Annotated in this window: 13 protein-coding genes; 10 read left to right on the forward strand and 3 right to left on the reverse strand. The window is 63.6% G+C overall.

The window, feature by feature from the left end; all coding sequences use genetic code 11:
* Both A5773_RS06230 and A5773_RS06235 read right to left on the reverse strand, forming a co-directional pair.
* A partial coding sequence (locus tag A5773_RS06230) for a non-ribosomal peptide synthetase (RefSeq protein ID WP_156744757.1) occupies nucleotides 1-6,320 on the reverse strand: 6,320 nt, incomplete at its 3' end.
* Nucleotides 6,321-6,360: 40 nt separating this feature from the next.
* Nucleotides 6,361-6,591: an MbtH family protein gene (locus A5773_RS06235; RefSeq protein ID WP_066950804.1), complete on the reverse strand. Its 231-nt coding sequence runs from the start codon at nucleotides 6,589-6,591 to the stop codon at nucleotides 6,361-6,363.
* 1,020 nt (nucleotides 6,592-7,611) lie between these two features.
* Here A5773_RS06235 and A5773_RS06240 point away from each other — a divergent pair.
* The 9 genes from A5773_RS06240 to A5773_RS06280 all read left to right on the forward strand — a co-directional run bounded on the left by A5773_RS06240 (nucleotide 7,612) and on the right by A5773_RS06280 (nucleotide 21,531).
* Complete coding sequence (locus A5773_RS06240) at nucleotides 7,612-8,031, forward strand: MmpS family protein (protein WP_067790169.1); 420 nt, start codon at nucleotides 7,612-7,614, stop codon at nucleotides 8,029-8,031.
* A complete protein-coding gene (locus A5773_RS06245; RefSeq protein ID WP_067790043.1) occupies nucleotides 8,028-10,919 on the forward strand; it encodes an RND family transporter in 2,892 nt (963 codons plus the stop codon). The genes A5773_RS06240 and A5773_RS06245 overlap by 4 nt, the downstream gene beginning before the upstream one ends.
* 68 nt (nucleotides 10,920-10,987) lie before the next feature.
* The gene (locus A5773_RS06250; protein ID WP_067790047.1) at nucleotides 10,988-13,903 is read left to right on the forward strand and encodes an RND family transporter; all 2,916 of its coding nucleotides are present in this window, start codon (nucleotides 10,988-10,990) and stop codon (nucleotides 13,901-13,903) included.
* Nucleotides 13,904-13,962: 59 nt separating this feature from the next.
* Complete coding sequence (locus A5773_RS06255; RefSeq protein WP_067790049.1) at nucleotides 13,963-15,234, forward strand: glycosyltransferase; 1,272 nt, start codon at nucleotides 13,963-13,965, stop codon at nucleotides 15,232-15,234.
* Nucleotides 15,235-15,438: 204 nt separating this feature from the next.
* A complete protein-coding gene (locus A5773_RS06260; protein WP_067790052.1) occupies nucleotides 15,439-16,662 on the forward strand; it encodes a class I SAM-dependent methyltransferase in 1,224 nt (407 codons plus the stop codon).
* A 146-nt stretch (nucleotides 16,663-16,808) separates the two neighbouring features.
* The gene (locus A5773_RS06265; RefSeq protein WP_066950784.1) at nucleotides 16,809-17,912 is read left to right on the forward strand and encodes an NAD(P)-dependent oxidoreductase; all 1,104 of its coding nucleotides are present in this window, start codon (nucleotides 16,809-16,811) and stop codon (nucleotides 17,910-17,912) included.
* 310 nt (nucleotides 17,913-18,222) lie between these two features.
* Nucleotides 18,223-19,056: a TylF/MycF/NovP-related O-methyltransferase gene (locus tag A5773_RS06270; RefSeq protein ID WP_197507854.1), complete on the forward strand. Its 834-nt coding sequence runs from the start codon at nucleotides 18,223-18,225 to the stop codon at nucleotides 19,054-19,056.
* Nucleotides 19,057-19,199: 143 nt separating this feature from the next.
* Nucleotides 19,200-20,468 (forward strand): glycosyltransferase, encoded by a 1,269-nt coding sequence (locus tag A5773_RS06275; RefSeq protein ID WP_067790056.1) that lies wholly within the window; start codon nucleotides 19,200-19,202, stop codon nucleotides 20,466-20,468.
* 160 nt (nucleotides 20,469-20,628) lie between these two features.
* Nucleotides 20,629-21,531 (forward strand): class I SAM-dependent methyltransferase, encoded by a 903-nt coding sequence (locus A5773_RS06280; RefSeq protein ID WP_082948110.1) that lies wholly within the window; start codon nucleotides 20,629-20,631, stop codon nucleotides 21,529-21,531.
* A 117-nt stretch (nucleotides 21,532-21,648) separates the two neighbouring features.
* Here the strand turns inward: A5773_RS06280 and A5773_RS06285 are convergent, their stop codons facing one another.
* Nucleotides 21,649-22,731 (reverse strand): acyltransferase, encoded by a 1,083-nt coding sequence (locus A5773_RS06285; protein WP_067790062.1) that lies wholly within the window; start codon nucleotides 22,729-22,731, stop codon nucleotides 21,649-21,651.
* Nucleotides 22,732-22,956: 225 nt separating this feature from the next.
* Here A5773_RS06285 and A5773_RS06290 point away from each other — a divergent pair, with 225 nt between their 5' ends.
* The gene (locus A5773_RS06290; protein ID WP_082948111.1) at nucleotides 22,957-24,597 is read left to right on the forward strand and encodes a GMC oxidoreductase; all 1,641 of its coding nucleotides are present in this window, start codon (nucleotides 22,957-22,959) and stop codon (nucleotides 24,595-24,597) included.
* Nucleotides 24,598-24,634: the final 37 nt, after the last annotated feature.

A 24,634-nucleotide genomic window follows, 5' to 3' on the forward strand; every position in this document is an offset into this window, starting at 1 on the left:
TTGCGGTGCGGCACCGCCACACCCTTCGGGGTGCCGGTCGTACCGGACGTATAGATGATGTAGGCGACGTTCTCCGCGGACGGCGCGGGCAGCCCATCGCTGGATTGGGTCGCGACGGCCGGGTCGTCGAATTCGATGATCTCCAGGCCCGACCCGTCCAGCCGCGATCGCACGTCCGCGGTGGTGACGGCCGCGATCGGCGCGGCGTCGCCAAGCACGAACTCGATCCGCGCCGCCGGCACCGTCGGGTCGACCGGCAGGTAGGCCGCCCCGGTCTTGAGCACCGACAAAATCGCCACCACGGCCTCGGCCGTCCGCGGGAACAGCACCGCGACGCGCTCCCCCGGCCCGGCGCCCCGGCTCACCAGCAGGTGCGCCAGCCGGTTAGCGGACTCTTCGACCTCGCCGTACGTCCACGAACGGTCGCCGTCGGTGATGGCCACTGCCTCCGGGGCGCGCGCGGCCTGGGCGGCGAACAGCTCCGGAATCGAGGCCAGCTTCCGCGCCGTCTCGGTCAGCACCGCCCGGTTGCCCCACTCGTCGAGCCGGCCGTGCTCGGCGGCGTCGAGCAGGTCGATCGAGGACAGGCGGCGGGAGGGATCGGCGGTCATGGCCACCATCACCTGCTGCAAGCGCTCGATCAGCGTGTCGATGGCGGCGGTGCTGAACACCTCGGTGTCGAACTCGACGCGAAGGCTCAGTTCGTGGCCCGGCGAGGCCACAACGGACAGCGGGTAGTGGTTGTACTCCCGGCTGCTGAAATCGGTGACGGCCAATTCGTGGACGCCCAACAGCGCGCCCGCGTCGATCGGATAGTTCTCGTAGAGGAACAGGGTGTCGAACAACTGGTCGTGACCGGTGACGCGGTGAATCTCGGGCAGCGCCAGGTGCTCGTAGTCGACGGTGTCGTTGTGCAGGCGTTGCAACTGGTCCAGCAGTTCGGCGACGGTGGTTGTCGGGGTGACGGTCGCGCGCACCGGCACCGTGTTGATCAGCAGGCCGACCATCGCGTCCGCGCCGGCCAATTCGTGGGGCCGCCCCGAAACCGCGGTGCCGAAGGCCACATCGTGCTGCCCGGTCAGCCAGGTCAGCAGCTGGGTCCACGCGCCCTGCAACACGGTGCTGATGGTGGTGCGGCACGAGCGCGCCAGCTCGCCCAGCGCCTTCGTGGTCTCGGCGGGCACATGGAACGCGGCGACGCCGCGCCGCCCGATGTGTCCGAGGGGGCCGACGAGGGTGGGGGTCTCGAAGCCGGCCAGCACCTGCGCCCATGCCGCTTGCGCGGCGGCGCGGTCCTGATTGGTCAGCCAGGTGACGAAGCTGCGGTACGACGGGGCGGCGGGAAGCCGCTCCCCGTAGTAGCTGGCGAAGACCTCCTGCAGCAGGACCGGCAGCGACCAGCCGTCCACCACGATGTGGTGAATGGTCAGCACGAACCGGTGCCGGTCGGGCGCCGTACGGATCAGCGCGGCCCGGAACGACGGCTTCTCAGCGAGGTCACACACCGCGGCGCGCTCGTCGGCGGCCAGCCGCTCGACCTCGTCATCGACGTTGCCGTCGTCGAGTTCCACGTACCGCCAGGCCATCTGCGGATCGGCAGGGATGACCTGCACCGGCTCGCCGAAATCCTCCGAGAACCGGGCGACCAGGTTGGGGTGCCGCTTGACGGCGGTGTGCACCGCCTCGCGCAGGCGCGCCGCGTCGAGTGCGCCGCGGACGGTGATGCCGAGCTGCACCGCATACAGGTCGTCCATATCCTGCGCGAAGGCGGTGTGGAACAGCAGTCCCTGCTGCACCGGGGTCAGCGGCAGCACGTCGGCGACGCTGCCTTGCCGGCAGAGCTCGTCGATCTGCTGCTGGCTGAGCTGCGCGGGGGCGATGTCCGACGGGGTCAACCCACCGCCGCCGGCCTTGACGTGCGCGCAGATCCCGGCCAGCGCCTCAAACCACAACTGGCTCAACCGGTTAACGCGCTCGTGGTCCAGCGCCGACGGGGCCCACGTCCAGTTGGCCTGCAGGTGCGGGCCGGCCTCGGTGTCCATGGTGCCGGCGTTGACTTCCACCGTGTGCGCCAGCGGCATGGGCACCGCGGTGGCCACGGCCGCAACGGCCAGGCTGTCGTGGCTGACCCGCCAAAAGTCGTCGGACAGGTCGGCGCCCGCGCCGAGCCGCCCCAGATAGTTGAACCCGATCACCGGGTCCGCCCCGTCCAGGTCCACCTCGGCGTTCAGGTAGCGCAGCAAGCCGTAGGTCAGCCCGTCGGGCAGGGCGCGCAGCTGTTCCTTGGCGTCCTTGATCACCGCGCCCAGCGCGGCCTCGCCGGCCACCACCTGCGACCAGCTCAGCCGGCGGCTCTTGAGCGCCACCGGGTATTTGGTGGTGAACCAGCCGACGGTGCGCGACAGATCCACCCGGGGAGCCAGTTCTTCCTGGCGTCCATGGCCCTCCACGTCGATGGCGATCGGCGCCGCGCCCGTACCCAGGAATTCCGCGAACGCCAGCCCGAAGGCGATCAACAAGATGTCGCCCACGCCGGCGTGGAACGCGGCCGGCACCTCGCCGAGCAGCAGTCGGGTCGTGTCGACGTCCAGCGACACGGAGAGCTGGCCTGCCGTCACATAGGTGTCGACATCGGGTTGCGCCGCGGGCAACGCCGCCGGGGTGGCCGCCACCTGTCGCCATTCGTCCGCCCGGGCCACCACGTCGGCGCGCTGGGCGTACTCCTCCAGAAGCGACGACCACCGGGCGAACGACGTGCCCGGTGCCAGCAAGGTTATCGGCTGCCCGCTGTGATGCTGCGCCCAGGCGATGTTGAAGTCTTCCAACAGGATTCGCCACGACACACCGTCGACTGCGAGGTGGTGGATGATCAGGGCCAGCTGGCCCGTCGGCGCGGCCCACGCCGCGCTGACCATCACCCCGGCGGCCGGGTTCAACCGCGACCGCGCCTCCGCCAATGTCTCTTCGGACAGCGTCTCGACGGCGTGCACGCAGCCGCGCGCGTCCACCGCACCGACCTCGGGCACGTGCAGCGACCAGCCGCCCGCACCGTCGTCGTCGGCGCGCAGCCGCAGCGCGGCGTGGCGATCCAGCAGGGCCTGCAGCACCGCCACCACGTCGGCCTCGCCTGCCCCGGCCGGCGCCTGCACCACCATGGTCTGGTTGAACTGTTCGATCGGCCCGTCGATGGTCTGCAGCCAGCGCATGATCGGGGTGGCCACCACCGGCCCGACGCCGTCGTCGGCGACACCGCCCGCGCCGTCGGCCGCCACCTCGGCCACCCGGGCCAGCCGGGCCACCGACTGCTCGACGAACACGTCGCGCGGCCGGAACAGGATCCCCGCCGCACGGGCGCGGGCCACCACCTGCATGGACAGGATGCTGTCGCCACCGAGGTCGAAGAAGGAAGCGTCGACGCCGACCCGCTCCAGGCCCAGCACCTGGGCGTAGATGTCGGCGAGGATCTCCTCGACTGCGTCGCCGGGGGCGCGGTATTCGGCGGTGGCGTATTCGGGTGCCGGCAGGGCTCGCTTGTCGAGTTTGCCGTTGCCCGTCAGGGGCAGCGCCTCGAGCACCACCACCGCGGCGGGCACCATGTACGGCGGGAGGCGATCGGCCAGCGCGGCTCGGATCGCGGCCGGATCGGCCGTGCCGGTGATGTATCCGACCAGGCGCTTGTCGCCGGGGCGGTCCTCGCGCGCGATCACGGCGGCGTTTTCCACCCCGTCGAGGCCCTTGAGCACCGATTGGATTTCGCCGAGCTCGATGCGGTAGCCGCGGATCTTGACCTGCTCGTCGGAGCGGCCGAAGTATTGCAGCTGCCCGTCCTCGCCCCAGCAGACCAGGTCACCGGTGCGGTACATCCGGGCTCCGGGGCCACCGAAGGGGTTGGCCACGAACCGGGATGCAGTCAACCCGGCGCGGCGCACGTATCCGCAGCCGACGCCGCGACCGGCCAGGTACAGCTCACCGACCACACCGGCGGGCACCGGCTGTAACCACTTGTCGAGCACGAACATTGCCGCGCCGGCGATCGGCGAACCGATCGGCACCACAGCGGATCCGGGGGTCAACGGCTTGCTGATCGACGCGCACACCGTGGTTTCCGTCGGACCGTAGGCGTCCAGCATCACCCGCCCGGGCGCCGCCCACCGATCCACCACGTCGGTCGGGCAGGCTTCGCCGGCCACCACCAAGGCGGTGGACTCCAGGCCGTCCGCGGGCAGCATCGCAACCGAGGACGGGGTCTGCGTGAGCACGCTGACCTTCTCCGCGACCAGCAGATCGTGGAGGTCTTCCGGCGAGCTCGCCACCGACTCGGGCACCACCAGCAGGCGTCTGCCCCGCAGCAGGGCGCCGAAGATCTCCCACACCGAGAAGTCGAACGCCGAGGAATGGCTTTGCGTCCACACCTGCCCCTTAGGCAGGCCGGCGTCGAGCGACTCGATCAGCCACGTGACGTTGAGATGGGGAATCGCAACGCCTTTGGGGGTCCCGGTGGTTCCGGAGGTGTAGATGATGTAGGCGATGTTGTCCGCGGCGGGCGCGGGCAGCGCGGTGTTGGGCTGAGCCTCGACCGCCGGGTCGTGCACGTCGACGACCGACAGGTCGCGCCCGTCCAGGCGCGAGCGCAGGTCCGCCGTAGTGATCACCGCGCTCGGTCCCGCGTCGGCAAGCACGAATTCCATGCGCGCCGCCGAGTGCGCCGGATCGATCGGCACGTAGGCAGCACCGGTTTTCAGCACCGCGAGCATGGCCACGATCGCGTCGACGCAGCGGGGGAACATGACTGCGACGCAGTCACCCGGACCCACGCCATGACCGGCAAGCAGGTGGGCCAGCCGGTTGGAGGCCTCGTCGAGTTCGGCGTAGGTCAACGACTTGGCGGCACAGGTAACCGCCAGGGCCTCGGGCGCGCGCTGCACGTGTTCCGCGAAGGCCACCGGGATTGACGACGGGGTAGGCACCGGCGCCGTCAAGGCCGCCCGGTTGCTCCACTCGTCGATTTGGGCCGGCTCGTCGGCGGCCAGCAGATCGATCGAGGCCAGCCACCGCTCCGGGTCGGCGGTCATCTCCTCCAGCACCTGCTGCATGCGCGCCGCCAGGTCGGCGACGCCGAAGTCCGCGAACGGTTGCCCCGGCCCCGCGGTGCTGAGGAAGAGCTGGTCACCTGCGCCCATGAAGAACAAACTGAAGTGCCCCACGGGCCCGTGATTCGTGTACGACGCCGTGGCCGGGGAACCGGCCAGGTCCAGCGTCAGCCTCATCGGAAGGAAATTGATCCCGACCCGATTCGCCGCCTGCCGCAGACCGTCACTCTCCAGGGTGTGCACCGGGAATCGCTGGTGCTGCAACAACTCCCGGATTCGCGTGTCGACGTGTTTGCAGAAGTCGGCGACGGTGGCCGTCGGTGACGTGTTCAGCACCAGCGGCACCACCCCGGCGAACATCCCGGGAAGCGTCTTCGACTCCGGACGCACCCGCCGGCTCACCGGGAAGTCGAGCGCTACCTCAGGACCACTCCCCGACCACGCCCGCACCAAGAGCGCGCACGCCGCGGTGGTGACGGAGAACCGGCGGATGCCCAGCTTCTTGGACAGCTCCTTGATCCGGGTGGTGACGGACGGGTCCAACTGGACGGAAGCTGACGGCGAGTAGTGGTCTTTGCCGCTCGTGGTGTCGGCTGCGGGCCGATCGACCCATGCGGTTTCCGGCGGAAGGTTGCTGCTCCAATACGCCTGGTCGTCCAGATAATCGGGCGACGCTTCGTATTCCGACTCGATGTCGACCAAATCCTGCGCCGAACCGAAATAGGCATCGGGAATGGGTTTTCCGGCGACCATCGCCGAATAAATCGTCGAAACCCGACGGCATACCAGCGCCATGCCCAATCCATCGACTGCGATGTGGTGGCAGCAGCCGAACAAATAGAACTCGGCGGCCTGTGTCTGGAATAACACGAATTTGAACAGCTGGCCGTTCAATGCCATCGGCGTGCGCTGGATCGACGAGGACATCGTACGGGCTTCCCCCACCGGGTCGGGCGAGGAAGTCAGGTCATGGAAGTCGAGCTCGAAGTCCGGGTAGTCGATCGGCTTCTGCACAACCTGGCCGTCGACCTCGAAGAACGACACCCTGCCGGCCTCGGCCTCGGCAACGGCCTGACGGAGGGCGCGCTCGAGGGCCTCCCGATCCAGTGCGCCCTCGATTTTTATCAAGAGCCCGAGCTGCCACTCCGTGCCGACGTAGCCCGTTTCCTGCGAAAGCCAGATGTCCAGCTGTCCGCGCGTCAGCGGAAGTGCGCGATCACCAACTCCCATCGACTCCCCCAAAGCTCCACCCGCCCCATACCCCGACTCGTTACTGGTCAAAACCCCGACCCGTTGCGAGCTTGTCGCGCAGACTCTTTGGCCGAATGTCGGGCCAATTCTGTTCGATGTACTCCAAGCACGCAGCGCGGTCCGCCTCGCCGTACACCACTCGCCAGCCAGCTGGAACATCGGCGAAGGCCGGCCACAGGCTGTGCTGCTCTTCGTCGTTCACTAAGACGAAAAAACTGCCGTTGTCGTCGTCGAATGGGTTGATGCTCACGGTTCTCCAGGATGTCTAGTTGACACAAGTGGAACGGTTCCAAACCCTACTGGAGGCACCATCGTGCGTCCGAGGTTTGGACAAAGTTCCCGGTGTGACCTGACAGGCTCTTAATGCAGCCTAAGAATTGGGCTGGTGCGGGGCTGCACAGCTGCCGCCGTTGGCTGCTGTGACCTGCAACAATGGCTCACCGGGGAGGTTCGCGATCGCGCGTGGTCTGCCTGCTAGGACGATGGAATTTTGGGTGGTTGTCAGCGCCTAGGCTACCGGTCCGAAAGCCGGCGCGAAAATCACCAAGAGGCGGATCCGCGGCGGCGGCTACTCCAACGCAGCAAACGGCGCGGCGAGTGGCCTGTCTGGGACGCCCGCGCCGCCCACTGCGACGGCAACGGGCGCGCACAGAAATGCCGTCCCCGAACCCATTGACTCGGGGCGGCGATCGTCGTTAGCTGACTACGGCCGCTGATCACTCAGCGGCCTCGGCCGCAGGGCGGACCGCGGGGTGGGCGGGCGCCGTTCCGGACCGAGTGGGGCACCCGGCGCCAACCGGGTGAACCATCCGGGCGGGCGATCTACAAAGTGCCGTTATGCACGCGGTATGCATTACGATCCCGTATCTCAATGCCGAAGCGGCTGATACGGAGACCATTCGCGTGGTTTACTCATGAAGACCTGGTCGCGCTCCCGGGGGGCGGGGCTCGTATGGGGTGCCGAAGCACGACTAGTCTGCGACGTACACCGCATCTGAGTGCCCTCACCTGGCGCGGCCCAAGATGTAACAGCTTGATCGGGCCGGCGGAATAACAAGAGACGCGTAAACGGGTAGAAGGGGGTGCGGTGACCGAACCCGACCTGCGGGCCCGGCCCGGTTTCGCCAGCACGAAAGGCAGCGACATTAGCCAGCCGTCAAGTCGACGACGCCGTTTTTTGCCGTTTGCTCGCCGAACTTCGACTGAGCCGGGGGGACAGCGCGCGCCGCGGGAATACCGCCGGAGTCAGGGCGTCGGGATTTTCAGAGCGCTGAAGCACGTGTGGATCCCGCTGGTCATTCTGGCGGTCGTTGTCGCCGGCGGTATAACGGTGACGCGTTTGCACGGGATATTCGGTTCCGAGAAGCGGCCGTCGTATGCCGACACCAGACAACAAGACACCAAGCCTTTCAACCCCAAGCGTGTGCAGTACCAGATCTTCGGACCGCCAGGGACGACCGCCGACATCAGCTATTTCGACATCAACGGCGAGCCGCAGCACATCAACGGCATTCCACTGCCGTGGACATACGACATCGCGACCACCCTGCCGTCGATCGTGGCAAACGTTGTGGCACAAGGGAATAGCGATACGCTCGGCTGCCGTATACTGGTCGACGGTGCGGTCAAAGCTGAGAGGATCTCACACGAGTTGAACGCGTTCACCTACTGCGTCCTGACAGCCACATGAGCACCCAGCCAGTGGTTGAAGAACGCGCCAGGCAGCCATTCTTTGCGCGGACGATCCATCGGTTCTCCGTTCCCATTATTTTGGGATGGCTGGGCATTGCGGTCCTGATGACCATCGGCGTCCCGTCACTGGAACAGGTCGAGGCGGAGCATGCAGTTTCACTGAGTCCGATCGGTGCGCCGTCGTTCAAAGCGATGGAGCGCCTCGGGACGGACTTCAAGGAAACCAACACCGGCGCTTTGGCAATGATTTTGCTGGAGAGCCAGCAGCCCCTGAACGACGATACCCACGCCTATTACGACCGTTTGGTTCGTGACCTGCAGAACGATCACAAACACGTGCAGCACGTCCAGAATTTCTGGGGCGATCCGCTCACCCGGGGGGCTGCGCAGAGCCAGGACGGCAAGGCCGCCTACGTCCAGATCAACCTGAACGGCAACGCGGGCGGCAGTTCGGGCGACGAATCAGTTGCCGCGGTCCGGAAAATCGTGCAGGCCGCGAATCCGCCCGCCGGTCTCAAGGTCTACGTCACGGGACCCGCGCCGATCGTCGCGGATATGAATGTCGCCGGCCAGAAGACCGTCCTGTTGGTGACGGCGGTGGCCCTTGCCGTCATCTTCATCACGCTGCTCCTCGTCTACCGTTCCATCGTCACGGTGATCCTCTTGCTGTTGATTGTCGGGCTGGAATTGCAGGTGGCGCGGGGAATGGTCGCGCTGCTCGGCCATCTCGGGGTAGTCGGTCTTACTACGTTTGCCGTCAACCTGCTGGTAGCCGCGGTGATCGCGACTGGAACCGACTACGGAATCTTCTTCGTCGGTCGATATCAAGAGGCCCGTTATGCGGGCGAGAGTAAAGAGGCGGCTTTCTACACCACCTTCAACAGTGTCGCCAAAGTCGTGTTGGCTTCCGGTTTAACGATCGCCGGTGCGGTGCTCTGCCTCAGTTTCACCCGGCTACCTTATTTTCAGCCGCTCGGCATTCCCTGTGCCGTGGGCATTGCCATCGCGGTCCTGGTGGCGCTCACGCTGGGGCCCGCACTTCTCGCGGCCGGCGCCCGGTTCGGAATGTTCGACCCGAAGCGGGCGATCACGGTTCACCGCTGGCGACGGATCGGCACGGCCATTGTGCGGTGGCCGGCCCCCATTCTCATCGCGACCATGGCGGTCGCTCTGATTGGGCTTTTGACATTGCCGAATTACCGGCCCAGCTACGACGATCAAAAGTTCATTCCGGCAAGCATTCCCGCCAACGTCGGATACGCGGCCGCTGAGCGGCATTTCCCCGGATCTCGAATGATGATGCCCGAGATTCTATTGGTCGAGACCGACCACGACTTGCGTAACCCGACGGACATGCTGGTGATCAACAAACTCGCCAAGGGCGTGCTCGCGGTTCCGGGTATCTCGACGGTGCAGACCGTGACCAGACCAGAGGGAGTCCCACTGCAGCACACCACTATCCCGTGGATAGTGAGCATGGGGCAGGCGAGCCAGCTGCAGAACATGGCGTTCCAAAAAGACCGCATGGACGACATGCTCGTGCAGGCCGAAGAGATGGCGAAAATGATCGCCATCATGCAGCACATGTTGGATTTGATGAGACAACTCGTCGCCACGACCCATCACATGGTCGGCGTGACGCATCAGATGCAGGACATTACCTCGGAATTGCGTGACCGCCTTGCGGACTTCGAGGACTTTTTCAGGCCCCTCCGCAGCTACTTCTACTGGGAGAGGCACTGCTACGACATTCCCGTCTGCTTCTCGCTGAGATCCATCTTCGATGGCATCGACGGCGTCGATGAGATCAACGACAAGCTGAAAGAGCTCGTACAAAACCTCGATGAGCTGGACATGATCCTGCCTCAGCTGGTCATGCAGATCCCGCCGATGATCGAAACCATGTCGAGCATGCGCACCATGATGCTGACCATGCACAGCACCATGTCGGGCGTCATGGGCCAGATGGATTCCAACTCCAAGGATCCCGCCGCGATGGGGCAGGCTTTCGACGCGTCCAAGAACGACGACTCCTTTTACCTACCGCCGGGGATCATCAACGGCTCGGAGTCCTTCAAGCGAGTCGAGAAGGTATTCATGTCACCGGACGGCAAGGACGTCCGGCTGCTCATTTCGCAACGGGGCGATCCCGCGACGCCCGAAGGCCTCTCCCGGGTCGAAGCGATCAAGACGGCGGCCGAGGAGTCGCTCAAGGGCACCCCGCTGGAAAACTCGAAGATCTACCTGACCGGTACCGCGGCGATCACCAAGGATTTGGTGGACGGGTCGAAATTTGACCTATTGATCGCCGGAGTTTCCGCCCTCTGCCTCATTTTCATCATCATGCTGATCATGACGCGGAGTTTCATCGCCGCAATGGTGATCGTCGGCACGGTATTGCTGTCATTGGGTGCGTCCTTCGGACTATCCGTACTGATATGGCAATACATGCTCGGCATTCAGCTGCACTGGACCGTGCTTTCGACCTCGGTAATCGTCCTGCTGGCGGTGGGGTCTGACTACAACCTGTTGCTGGTCTCCCGGATGAGGGAGGAACTTGCCGCCGGTATCAACACCGGCATCATCCGCGCAATGGCGGGCACCGGCAAAGTGGTGACGAATGCCGGCCTGGTGTTCGCGTTCACCATGGCGTCTATGGTCGTCAGCGACCTACGCAGCATCGGCCAGGTCGGCACCACGATCGGCATCGGCTTGCTGTTCGACACATTGATCGTGCGCGCATTCATGACGCCGTCGGTCGCCGCCCTGCTGGGACGCTGGTTCTGGTGGCCGCAGACCGTGCGTCCCCGCCCCGCCAGCACGATGCTGCGGCCAACGGGGCCGCGGCCGCTGGTGCGTTCGTTGTTGTTGAAGCAGCCGCGATAAGTGTCGGGAATCCACTTCGGCATGGGGACGACAAGCGTGGGGAGCGTCGTGGCACAGGGACAGGCCGCATGAGCGTCGGACAACGGCGGCCGCCCTTCTTCGCGCGGTCCGTCCGCAAGCTCGCGATGCTTGTCATCCTGGCGTGGGTGGCGTTTACGCTCCTGGTGAGTTTCGGGGTGCCGTGGCTGGAGACGGTCGGCCGGGAGCACTCCGTGCCGATGGCCCCCCAGGACGCCCCGGCGGTGCAGGCCATGCAGCGCATGGGAAGGGACTTCAAAGAATCCGACTCGGATAGCTTCGCGATGCTGGTGCTGGAGAGCCAACAACCACTCGGCGACGATGCTCACACCTACTACGACCAGCTCGTTCGCAAGTTGAAGGCCGACACGAAGCACATCGAGCACGTGCAGGACCTATGGTCGGATCGGCTAACAGCGGCCGGCGCACAAAGCCCGGACAGCAAAGCCGTCTACGTCCAGCTGAACCTGGCCGGTAATCAAGGCACCACCCTGGGCCAGGACTCAATTGCCGCGGTCCGGCACATCATCGCCCAGACGCCGCCGCCCCCCGGCCTCACCGCCTATGTCACCGGTCCGGCAGCGCTTATTGCCGATATGCAGCACGCCGGCGATTCATCCATTCTGAAGATGACGTTGATAGGCGCCGTGATCATCTTCACGGTCCTGCTATTCGTCTACCGGTCAATCATCACCGTAATTCTGCTGTTGCTCACGGTCGGCATCGAAGTATTTGCGGCACGCGGGATCATCGCGTTCCTCGGCGACCACAGTCTGGTACAACTTTCGACGTTCGCCATCAACCTGTTGGTGGCGCTCGCAATGGCGGCCGGAACCGACTACGGAATCTTCTTCTTCGGCCGATACCAAGAGGCCCGTCAGGCCGGTGAGGACCGCGAAACCGCCTACTACACCACCTACCGCGGGGTCGCCCCCGTCGTTCTGGGCTCCGGCTTGACGATCGCCGGAGCGATGCTGTGCCTGAGTTTCACCCGAATGCCCATCTTCCAGACCATCGGCGTGCCCTGCGCCGTCGGCCTGCTCGCTTCGGTCGCGATCGCCCTGACCCTGGTCCCGGCGGTCATTACCCTCGGGAGTGGCTTCGGGCTATTAGATCCCAGGCGCATGATCGGCTTCCAGCGCTGGCGCCGGGTCGGCACGGCGATCGTCCGCTGGCCCGCGCCCATTCTCGCCGCGACGATCGCCATCGCTCTCGTCGGTCTGGTCACCTTGCCGGGTTATCAAACCAGCTACAACGACCGCGCCTACATCCCCAAAAATGTTCCGGCCAACGTGGGATATGCGGCCGCCGATCGTCACTTCAGCCAATCCCGGATGATGCCGGAAATCCTGATGATCGAATCAGACCACGACATGCGGAACCCAGCTGACTTTCTCGTGCTGCACAGACTGGCCAAGGGGATCTTCCAGGTGAAAGGCATTTCCCGGGTTCAGGGGATAACCCGGCCGGAGGGAACGCCAATCCAACATACGTCGATACCGTTCTTGCTCAGCATGCAGCAAGCGACCATGTCGCAAGATATGAAGTATATGCAGGCGCGAACGGACGACATGCTCAAGCAAGCCGACTTGATCTCTCAGCAGATTGCGACAATGAAGCGCCTGTACGAGTTGCAGAAGCGGATGACTGAGATCACCCATGACACGATTACGAAGACGAAGGAGATGACTGTAGTCATCGGTGAAGTTCGGCAACATTTGTCTGACTTCGAAGATTTCTTCCGGCCGCTGCGCAGCTATTTCTACTGGGAGAGGCACTGCTACGACATCCCGATTTGCTGGTCGCTGAGGAACATTTTCGAGACATTCGACGGTGTCGACATTCTGGCCGATAAATTGCAGCAAGACCTCATTCCCGATCTCGACAAGATGGACGTGCTCATGCCGCAGCTGCTTGAGCAATACCCGACGATGATCGCAATTGCAGAGGGCATGCGATCGATGATCCTGACGATGCACAGCACCATGGCCGGGACCCTGGGGCAGATGACCAGCAACGACAAAGACGCCGTCGCCATGGGCGAGGCTTTCGACGCCTCCAAGAACGACGACTCCTTCTATCTACCTCCGGACATCTTCGAGAATGCGGACTTCAAACGCGCGATGAACAACTTCCTGTCCCCGGACGGGAAGGCAGCTCGATTCATCATTTCGCATCGGGGCGACCCAGCAACGCCCGAGGGCGTCTCGCGGATTGACCAGATACGCACGGCGGCAGAAGAGGCACTCAAGTCGACACCGCTGGAAAACTCCAAAATCTACATTGCCGGCACGGCATCGACCTTCAGGGACTTCAAGACAGGTTCCGAATACGACCTCTTCATTGCCGGAGTCGGTGCGCTCTGCCTCATTTTCATCATCATGCTCGTCATCACGCGCAGTTTCGTGGCGGCACTCGTGATTGTGGGCACTGTGGCGCTGTCGCTGGGCGCCTCCTTCGGGTTGTCGGTACTGATCTGGCAATACCTTCTGGGCTTCAAATTGCACTGGATGGTGCTTCCGATGGCTGTGATCATCCTTCTGGCCGTCGGGTCTGACTACAACCTGCTGCTGGTTTCCCGCATGAAAGAGGAAATAGCGGCTGGCATCAAAACGGGCATCATTCGGGCCATGGGCGGCACCGGTAAAGTCGTGACGAACGCGGGCCTGGTGTTCGCTTTCACCATGGCCGCGATGGCGGCCAGCGACTTGCGAATCATCGGACAGGTCGGTACCACCATCGGCCTGGGTCTGTTGTTCGACACCTTGATCGTGCGGTCGTTCATGACGCCCACCATCGCTGCGCTGCTCGGGCGTTGGTTCTGGTGGCCGCAGGTGATTCGTCCCCGTCCGGCGAGTCAAATGCTCCGCTCCGAGGGACCGCGCCCGCTTGTGCGGGTTTTGCTCTCGCGCGACGTCCACGAAGACGACGCCCCGACGGCCGAGATCCCGAGGCCGGCTCGCTAGGGCGTTCCCTGTGCAACGGCGCGTCATAGGGCTCGCGGCCGATACGCTGAGGATTCATCATGAAATTTGCCCTGGCATGCTACGGAACTCGCGGTGACGTCGAGCCGTCAGCTGCCGTTGCTCGCGAACTGCTGCGCAGGGGACACGAAGTCCACATGGCGGTCCCACCCGACCTCGTCGGGTTCGTCGAGTCGGTCGGGCTGGCGGCCGTCTCCTACGGGCCGAAACTGCAAGACTTTCTGGACGAAGAGTTCCTGCGAAACATGTGGCGAGACTTCTTCCGAAGTGCCTGGACGATCCGCGGACCGCTGCGTGTGGTGCGTAGGGTCTGGGAACCGATCATCCAGTACTGGGGCGACGTCAGTACGACTCTGATGTCACTGGCCGAAGGGGCTGACCTAATGTCCACCGGCATCAATTTCGAGCAGCCCGCCGCCAACGTCGCCGAGTATTACGACATCCCGCTTGCCACCTTGCATCACTTTCCAATGCGGGCCAACGGTCAGTTGGTTCCGAATGCGCCGGCGGCTGTGGTTCGGTCCACGATGACGGCGACCGAGTGGTTGTTTTGGCGCTCGACAAAAAATGTCGAGAATGCGCAGCGCCGCAAACTCGGCCTGCCAGAAGCAAAGCATCGCTCGTGGCGACGGGTCGCCGAACGTGGATCGCTCGAGGTTCAGGCCTACGACCAGGCGTGCTTCCCCGGACTCGCAGCCGAATGGGCGAAATGGGGGAACCGGCGTCCCTTCGTCGGCGCGCTGGCGATGGAACTGACGACCGAGGCCGACGAGGAAATCGCGTCGTGGATCGCCGAAGGGACACCGCCGGTGTGCTTCGGGTTCGGCAGCATTCCGGTGGAATCACCGGCCGACACGGTCGCAATGATCAGCGCGGCGTGTGCGGAATTGGGTGAGCGGGCGTTGATTTGCTTCGGCGGGAACGACTTCAGCAACGTGCCGCAATCCGAGCACGTCAAGGTGGTGGGCGTCGTGAATTATGCTGCCGTCTTTCCCGCCTGCCGCGCGGTCGTTCACCACGGCGGCTCCGGGACCACGGCCGCGAGTCTGCGCGCCGGAGTACCTACGTTGATCCTCTGGAGTTCGGCCGACCAGCCATATTGGGGAAATCAGGTCAAAAGACTCCAGGTCGGCACCGCCCGCCGTCTGTCGACCACCACCCAAGATTCGCTGGTCGCCGACCTGCGTCGGACCCTCGCCCCCGAATGCGCCGTCCGCGCCCGCGAACTCGCCAAGCGGATGACCGCACCCACCGAAAGCGTCGCCAAAGCTGCCGACTTATTGGAACGTGCGGCGGCAGCGGAAACGCTCTGAGTGATGTGAAGTGCTGGCCGTGTTTCGGGGCGGCACTCGCTATGCCGGTGCGGTGCCCGGGGCCCATGTGACTCAGGTCGCACATGGGATGCCATGATCGGTACAGTGACGATTAACTGATGAGCAAACTCAGAAGTACTGACGACGTCGATTCGGCGCTGCGGTCGTCGCTGATGATATTGACATGTGCGTTAGGGGCCGGGGTTGACAGAGCAAATTTGTCGTTTGTGCAACGGCGGTGTTAAAGAAGTGCTTGATCTCGGTCCACAACCCGTCTCGAACGCTTTTGTGAGACCCGAGGAGTCGGCCGAAGTGCCGTTCTTCCGACTTGCCGTCGGGCTCTGCGAGTCGTGCACCATGGTGCAGCAGCTCGACGAGGTTCCCCCTCATCAAATGTTTCACGCGGAGTATCCATACCGCGCATCCGGTTCCTCACTGATCCGCAAACATGGCGAGGAGGTGGCGCAGCAGATCATCCAGACCTGCCCGGGCGGTCGGGATGGGTTTGTCGTTGAGATCGGCAGCAACGACGGCGTGATGCTGAAGACGCTGAGCCAGGCCGGTATCCGGCATCTGGGAGTGGATCCGGCCGCCGTGGCGGCCGATGTGGCCCAGACGAACGGCGTCAATGTGTGGAAGGACTTTTTCAACGCGTCGACGGCGGCCAAGATCCGTGACGAGCATGGGCCGGCACAACTAATTTATTCGGCGAACGCGATCAGTCACATCTCGTACCTCGACTCCATATTCCTCGGCGCCGATCTGTTGCTCGCACCCGACGGGCTCTTCGTGTTCGAGGATCGCTATCTCGGCGACATCCTAAAGTGCGTCTACTTCGACCAAATCTACGACGAGCACATCTACCTGTTCTCCGTTCGTTCGGTGCAGGCGATGGCGGCTCATTTCGGCTTCGAGCTGATCCATGTCGAGCACCTTCCACTACATGGGGGTTCCATTCGCTACACGGTCGCCCGCCCGGGCACCTCGAAGCCGTCCGCCTCCGTTGCGGAATTCTTGGCGCGCGAATTAGCCGAGGGACTTGCCGAGATATCGACTTACGTCGAGTTCTCTACCGCTATAGACGGAATTCGGACCGACCTCGTCACCCTCCTCCAGGACTTGCGTTCCGAGGGCCGCCGCGTTGTCGGCTACGGGGCCACGTCGAGGAGCGCCACCGTGATGAACTATTGCGGTATTGGCCCCGACTTGCTTTCCATGGTGTGTGACTCGACCCCGGAAAAGCAGGGCCGCGTTACGCCAGGCACGAAAATTCCGGTATGCCCGCCTGATTACTTCTCCAATCCATACCCTGATTACGCGTTGCTGTTCGCCTGGAACCATGCCGAGGAGATCATGGCCAAGGAACGCCGGTTCCACGAGAACGGTGGACGGTGGATCCTCTACGCACCGAAGGTCCATCTGGTGTGATGGCGGTGGCCGGGCCTGTAGCGCTAATTCGATTGGTGTTGCGGAACTCACCGATATGATCGACCCGGTTTTCAATCTCGGCAAGCAATCCGCTCACCCACTTTTCCCTGCACTCGAATAGGAGGCGTCGGCTCTTGTCAGCGTCTGTGCTCATCACCGGTGGGGCAGGATTCATCGGCACCCTGCTTTCACGCCGTCTCGTCGAGGCCGGCTACGACGTCGCCGTGATGGATGTCCTGCTCCCACAGGTGCACGGCGAGCGGCCAACATTGAAGCTGGCACCCGCCGTGCGGCTCTTTACTGGCGACGTGACCCATGCGCCCGATTGGGATGCGGTGCTGCGGTTGTTCCGCCCCTCGCAGGTCGTCCATTTGGCGGCTGAGACGGGAACGGCGCAGTCGCTGTCCCACGCGACCCGCCACGGCTCGGTCAACGTTGTGGGCACCACTCAGCTTCTCGACGCTCTGAGCCGTTCCGAACTGGTGCCCGACCAACTCGTGCTGGCGTCATCAAGAGCCGTCTACGGTGAAGGCGCTTGGCAATCCGGCACTCAGGTCTTCTACCCGCGGCCACGAAGTCACGCACAGCTGTTGGCTGGTGCTTGGGATCCCGTGGGGCCTACAGGCGAACCCGCGGTGCCGCTTCCCCACCGCGCAGGCGAAACCGAACCCCGGCCAACCAACATTTACGGCGCCACGAAGCTTGCCCAGGAGCACCTATTGGCCGCTTGGGTGGCCGCACACGACACGAAGCTCAGCGTGCTCCGGCTGCAAAATGCCTATGGCCCGGGCCAATCGCTGACCAACCCGTACACGGGAGTCGTTCCGTTCTTTGCGCGGTTGTCACGCGAGAAACTCCCGTCGGAGGTGTACGAAGACGGCCGGATCGTGCGCGATCTCGTCTATATCGATGATGTCGTCGACGCGCTGTTCGCCGCTGTGCAACAACCCCCGGCCGAATCGCGTTGCCTGGACATCGGCTCGGGCAACGGCATAACCATCCACCAGCTGGCCCGGAAGATCTCCGCCATCTTTGATGCGCCCGAACCCGTCGTCGTGCCCAAATTCCGCGACGGTGATATCCGCGCCGCCAGCTGCGACGTCGAACCGGCGAGTGGCGAGCTCGACTGGCGCCCGAAGTGGTCGCTCGACGACGGGCTCCGCTCCCTGCTCGACTGGATTGACGAGCAATCCGACGTGCCCTCGGCGGCAGGCGATCGTGCCGCTTCGGGTGTCTCGTCGCAGCATTGAGGGCACCGTACCGCGCCTTCGTCGGGAAGACGGTCGGGCGACGGGCCCTAGCGCACACGCGAGCTCCCGTGACCAGGCTGGCGCAAAGAGTGAGCTAATCTATGCACGCGCCCGGCTAGTGGTCGAGCTATCGCAGGCGGAGCACGGCTACGGACGGGAACGTCCGCCACTGGCGAAACCCCGCCGGTGTGACCAAGCGAACCCTGGCGCCCCGGTCAGAAAACTTAAAACGCGCATTGACGGCGTCGATGGACGTCTAGGCTCACCACCGGGCACTTACTGGCATGCGAGACAGGGGGCGGTTTTGACCGTGACCGATAGCGACGTCCGATCTCTCTACCTCGATCAGATCCGGCGCGACCTCACCAGGTATGGCATGGACCAACTCGTGCCCGTGGGGTGGCCACTGCGGATGCGCGCCAGCGTGGGGTGGTTGACGTGGCTTCCCTTTCTCAAAAAGCGCAACTTGATGCTGGTGCGCAAACGCCCGTTCGACCAGAACGCACGCGACTTCGGCATGGATTGGCCGGCCGACGCCGAGACCATGATCGGAATGCGGCGGCTCACCAGTCTGCAGCATTGCGTCGAGACGGTACTGAATGAAGACATTCCCGGTGATCTGGTCGAATGTGGAGTATGGCGAGGCGGAGCATCGATCCTGATGCGCGCCGTCCTGGCCGCCTACGGGGACAAGACGCGCCACGTCTGGCTAGCCGATTCGTTCGAGGGTGTGCCGCCCCCCGACACCGCGAACTACGAACAGGATAAGCTGCCGCGCTTTGCGCTCGGGCTCCATCACGCCGCGCCGGTCTTGGCAGTGTCACAGGAGGAAGTCAAAGCGAATTTCGAGCGCTACAACCTGCTCGATGATCAGGTCCGCTTTCTTCCCGGCTGGTTCAAGGACACGCTGCAGGATGCGCCGATTGACCAGATCGCCGTGCTGAGGCTTGATGGCGACCTCTACGAATCAACGATTCAGGCGCTCGACGCGCTGTACCCGCGATTGTCGCCGGGCGGTTTCTGCATCATCGACGACTACAACCTTGCCGGATGTCGCCAAGCCGTCGCGGACTACCGTACGAAGCACGGGATCTCCTCGGAGATCGTCACGATCGACCAATGTGGTGTCTTCTGGCGTAAGTAGTGGAGGCAAGGCGCAGTCGCCGCGCTCGCCAACTTCGGGGCCGAAGTACGCCCAACGCTGAAAGTGCTATCGGAGTGCAGGTTTCGTCTGGACGCACGCGCAACGCCAACATGGGCAGAAAATTGAGACTTGGGGACTAGACGATGAGGTTTGTGCTGGCGAGTTACGGAACTCGTGGCGATATCGAGCCTTCCCTGGTCGTCGGTCGCGAATTGGTGCGCAGAGGGCACGATGTCCTTATGGCTGTGCCGCCGGATTCGGTCGGCTTTGTCGAGGCGGCGGGGGTTTCGGCGGTCGCCTACGGGCTGGACACGCGGACATGGTTGGACGTGTATCGCAACTTCTGGACATCTTTCTTCGGAGCCTTCTGGAAGATCGGAAATCTTCGAAAGCTCTGGCGCGAGATGTGGAAGCTGAGCGACGAGGCCTGGATCCAGATGAGCAAGACGCTGACGGCGGTTGCGGACGGAGCTGACCTGCTGTTCGTTGGCCTCAGCTATCAGGAGGCCGCAGTTAGCGTCGGGGAACATCTGAACATCCCTTTGGCGACGCTGCATCACGTTCCGGTCCGGTCCAACGGCGAGCTGTTACCGATTCTGCCGCCACCGCTGGCCCGTTTGGCGATGACGGCGTTCGACTGGCTGGGCTGGCTTCTGAATAGGAAAGTCGAGCGAGCGCAGCGCCGCGACCTGGGGCTACCGAAGGCAAAAGGCCCCGCGGCGCGACGGATGGCCGAGAGCGGCGCGCTGGAAATTCAGGCCTACGACGAGGCGTGCTTCCCCGGGCTGGCCGCGGAATGGGCGAAGTGGGACGGCCAACGTCCGTTCGTCGGTGCGCTGACGATGGAGTTGACCACCGGCGCCGACTCCGAAGTCGTGTCGTGGATTGCCGCAGGTACTCCTCCAATCTGCTTTGGATTCGGCAGCATGCCGGTGGAATCGCCGGCCGACGCGATTGAGATGATCAGCTCCGCCTGCGCGCGGTTGGGCGAGCGTGCGTTGATCTGCGCCGGTTGGAGTGACTTCAGCGACGTCCCGCACGGCGACCACGTCAAGGTGGTCGGCGGTGTGAACTACGCCGCCGTCTTTCCTGCCTGTCGGGCGGTCGTCCATCACGGCGGTTCGGGCACCACGGCCGCAAGCCTTCGCGCCGGAGTCCCTACCCTGATCCTGTCGATGGACGTCAATCAGATGTTGTGGGGCGCCTGCGTCAAAAGGTTGAAAGTGGGCAGCTCCCGGCGTTTCTCGAGTACTACGCGCAACACCTTGGTTGCCGACCTGCGCCGAATCCTCGCCCCGGAATACGCGACCCGCGCCCGCGAGCTCGCCACCCGGATGACCACACCCGCCGAAAGCGTCGCAAGCGCCGCAGACGTCGTCGAGGCGTATGCCCGTTCCAGGCATCTTGCCTGAACTGGTGCGGTGGGGCCTCAAAGCGCCGCGCTGCCTGGTGGCCGCCTGTTAGGATCCATCGACGCCGATCAACGATCTCGCCGAAACGGTAGGATTGAATCGACAATTCGAGCTGCGAGACAAGACCGCACCGACCAATTGATACACGACCAAGGAAAACATGACCAGCCTGACGACCAAACCGAAACTTCGGTGGACGCCCCGAACCCTTACCATTCTATTTTTTTGGTGGCTCGGGGGAATGCGCCCTGCTATGGTGCGGCATTACCTTACCGATGCTTTGCGCTGTCGGCTGGTGAAGTCGGGGGTGCCATCACGCACGGCAAAGCACGTCGCTGAGGTTAGCGCGGAGTTTGAGGCAAAAGCAGCCCAGGGAGAATTTCAAGAGCGCTGGTTCGATATGAACATTGTGCCCTGGTGTGTCACCTTCCCGAAAGTCTTCGAGCGCACCGACCCGGTGCGCATTCTCGAAATCGGGTCGTGGGAAGGGCGCTCGAGCCTGTTCTTCCTGAACTACTTTGCGCAAGGCGCGCTGACCGCGGTTGATACCTGGGCGGGTAGTGACGAATGGCACTACAACGCGACCCCAGACCTGCGGGACCTGGAAGCCAGGTTCGACAGCAACGTTTCCTCTGGTGCGGGGCGGGTAACGAAGCGCAAAGGATCGTCGCTGACTGTTTTGCCACAATTGATCGCGGAACGGCAAGAGTTTGACTTGATCTACGTCGATGGATCCCACTTCTCCGATGACGCTATCGTCGATGGGCTCAATGCATGGCGTTTGCTCAAGCAGGGCGGAATGATGATTTTCGACGACGTTATGTGGCCGGCTTACCCGCGAGCGCGGGCCAACACCGCATGGGCGATCCACCAATTCCTGAAATACCATGCCGGCGAATACAGAGTACTGCACGCCCAATACCAGATTATCTTGCAGAAGAAGAGCGCATTTGTTGATGAGACTGCAGATTGGGTCAGCAAGCCACCCGCCCCCGCTGCAGTTTCAGATCCGTCGAATAACGGTCGTCAGCCGGAACAAACCCATCAGCAGGTGTTGGGTTAGACGCAGGGTGATCCATACCCTGTCAAGCTCACGCTGAGCGCGCGGTAACCGGTCCGGTTTCGTCGCCCCTGGTTGCTCGTCGGCACCGGAGCGGCCGGCAGGAACGCACCGCGTCGGCTACCCGGAGGTCGCCTCTTGCTGGACCGTGACGGCCGGCGCCGGCTGACCTAGTCTCTTCTGGGCAAAACGAGACTTCAAAGCCATCGCGCGCTTCTCGACTCCGAACCAGCTCAGAGCGGCCAGGGGCACGGTCGCGGCGCCGGCAACGGCCGCGAACGCGAACGGATTCAAAAAGCTCAGTCCACACATGACCAGAAACTGCTGCACCGGCCATCCGTAAATGTAAATGCCATACGAAAGATCCGTCCGCAACCTGAGACGCGGGTTATGGATCAGGGCGCCTGAAACGATGACCGCGTACGCCAGCGGAATAGCGCCGATTACCCGATAGTTGGTTATGAGCAAGGCGGAACCAATGGCGATAACCAAGCAGACTATTACCAGCGACCATCGGGCGGGCAACACCTCGCGGAACTGGTGGATAAGCATTCCGGCCAGGAACACAACAGCGAAGCGTCCGATCATCTGCGGGATGGTTTGCACTGCGAAGCTCGGGTACGACACCACCGCGGCCAAGGACACCGCCAGCACGAACGCGACAGGAACGGCCCAACGGCGGCCCAGCAACCCGATGACGCCGGCGGTCGCGACGCCGATGTAGCAGAAGAGCTCGAATATCAGAGTCCAGAGGGTGCCGTCCCACACATGGGGCCACGGAACTCCGTTCGGTGTGCCTGCGATACTGCCGTGGTACACGTTCAGTACGGCATTATTCAGGACGTATTCGATTGGCGCAGTGGACATCAGCAGTTTCTTCGGGGACCCACCTTGAATGGCCACTCCGATCGGGGCGATGACGAACGCGATGACGATCAGGCAGACCCACAGCCCCGGGAAGATGCGGAGAGCGCGCGCGACGAAGTACTCGCGAGGGCGCGGGTTGCGGTGCCAGCTCGCGGTGATGAGGAACCCTGAGAGGACGAAGAAGCCGTCGACCGCTACGTCATAGAGGCCGTGTAATCCAGGAGCCTTATGGCCGGTCAGCGGCCACGAGTGTTGCAGGACGACGGCACTGGCCATCACGAGTCGCCACACATTGAGGGCGTTCATGCGCGGATCGAACACCTGGCTCAGTTTCATGCGTCTCCACCTATCCCGATTGCCCGTTCAGTGTTGCGCAGTTACACGGGCGCCGCACGGAGGTTTGCAAAAGATCCGCGAGTGGCGGGGCGGGCATCACGGTCACACTCCTTCGGCTCCGCCCTGTGGTCACGAATCTGAGGGACGCAACCTGTCCGTCCAGGCAGATGATACTGTCGCCCAAACGAGGCAACGATCAAGCAATTATCCGCTGAGGAACTCGATTTGGCTGACGGGGAGCTGACCGCGCGCGAGGCGGAAGGCTGCGTCTGGGACGTGATCGTCATCGGCACCGGCATGGGCGGCGGGACTCTGGGCTACTCGCTGGCCCGTTCGGGCCGAAGGGTGTTGTTCGTCGAGAAGGGGCGTTCGACCCTTCCTGGTGCACCGGGGACGATTCGCGCTTCGATGCCCGAAGTCGCCGAGCCGCTGGCGTGCCGTTCTGCGGAGACCATTTACGACGCCTTGGCCCGATCCGGCCGCTCAACCGACGAGGTTGAAGACATCAGCGGCCGCTCCCCGCGGCGTTTTGTGCCCTTTCTGGGCAGCGGCACAGGCGGGTCATCGTCCCTCTATGGCATGGTCTGCGAGCGGTTCTTCGCTCAGGATTTCACTCCGCGCCAGCACTTCCACGACCCGGGCGACTCCACCGTGCCGGAGGCCTGGCCGGTCACCTACGACGAGATGCGACCCTGGTACGCCGCCGCCGAGAAGCTGCTGGGGGTTCGGGGCCAGCCCGACCCACTACGTCCGGAGGCAGCCGAGGCGGGTCTGCCTGCCGCACCGGCATTTTCGGCAGAGAATCAGCCGCTGGTCGACTACCTGACAGGTCGCGGGCTGCATCCCTACCACCTGCCGATGGCCTGTGACTACACCGAAGAATGCTCCACCTGCCAGAGCTACCTCTGCAGCAAGTCGTGCAAAAACGACGCTGCCCGCAATTGTGTGCTGCCGGCCGTCGCCGATCACGGCGCCCACCTGCTACCCGAATCTCGCGTTGTGCGCCTCGAAGCGGACCGCAGCAAGGTCAATCAAGCGATTTGCGAGACTCCCTCCGGGACAGTGGCGTTGAAGGCCAAGGTGGTGGTGCTGGCCGCCGGTGCACTGGTGACGCCCGTGCTGTTGATCAATTCCCGTTCGGCCGATTGGCCGGGCGGATTGGCCAACGGGTCAGACTGGGTGGGCCGTAACTTGATGCGTCATCTTGTCGACATGGTCGAAATCTGGCCGCAGCCCGGCGTCAGGATGACGGGCGCGAACAAAGAGATCGGGCTGAACGATTTCTATTTCTGGGAGGGCCAAAAGTACGGCACCGTGCAGTCATTCGGCTCGATGCCCCCTCTGGAAATCATGACCAGCGCCCCCGGGTGGCGGGCGAGGGCCTTGCGCCTGATGAACCCGGCTGTGCGTCTGGGTTATGAGCGGTTCTTCAACGGTGGACTGGTGCTTGCGGCGATCATGGAAGACCTGCCCTATCTGGACAACCGCGTCATGCAATCCGATCAGCCAAATGCGGATGGCCGCCAGCGCCTGCGGCTTCAGTACCGTCTTCATCCCAACGAGATCGAGCGCCGCGCAACGTTTTTGAGGCAATTGAAGGGGGTGCTGGAGCCATTCCGCAAAATCACCCTGCGTGGCGCCGAAGACAACAAAGCCGTGGCCCACGTCTGCGGCACATGCCGCTTCGGTACCGATCCCGCATCCAGCGTGTTGGACCCACAGAATAGGGCGCATGAATTGGAGAACCTGTATGTGGTGGACAGCTCGTTCTTCCCCTCCAGCGCCGGGTTGAATCCAAGTCTGACGATCGCGGCCAACGCATTACGGGTGGCCGCCCACGTCAACGAGGCGCACTTCGCCACCTGAGAACCGCGGGGCCACCCTGGGGCTCCGATTCGGTTGC

The sequence above is a fragment of the Mycobacterium sp. 852014-52450_SCH5900713 genome (assembly GCF_001667075.1).
GTDB lineage: Bacteria > Actinomycetota > Actinomycetes > Mycobacteriales > Mycobacteriaceae > Mycobacterium.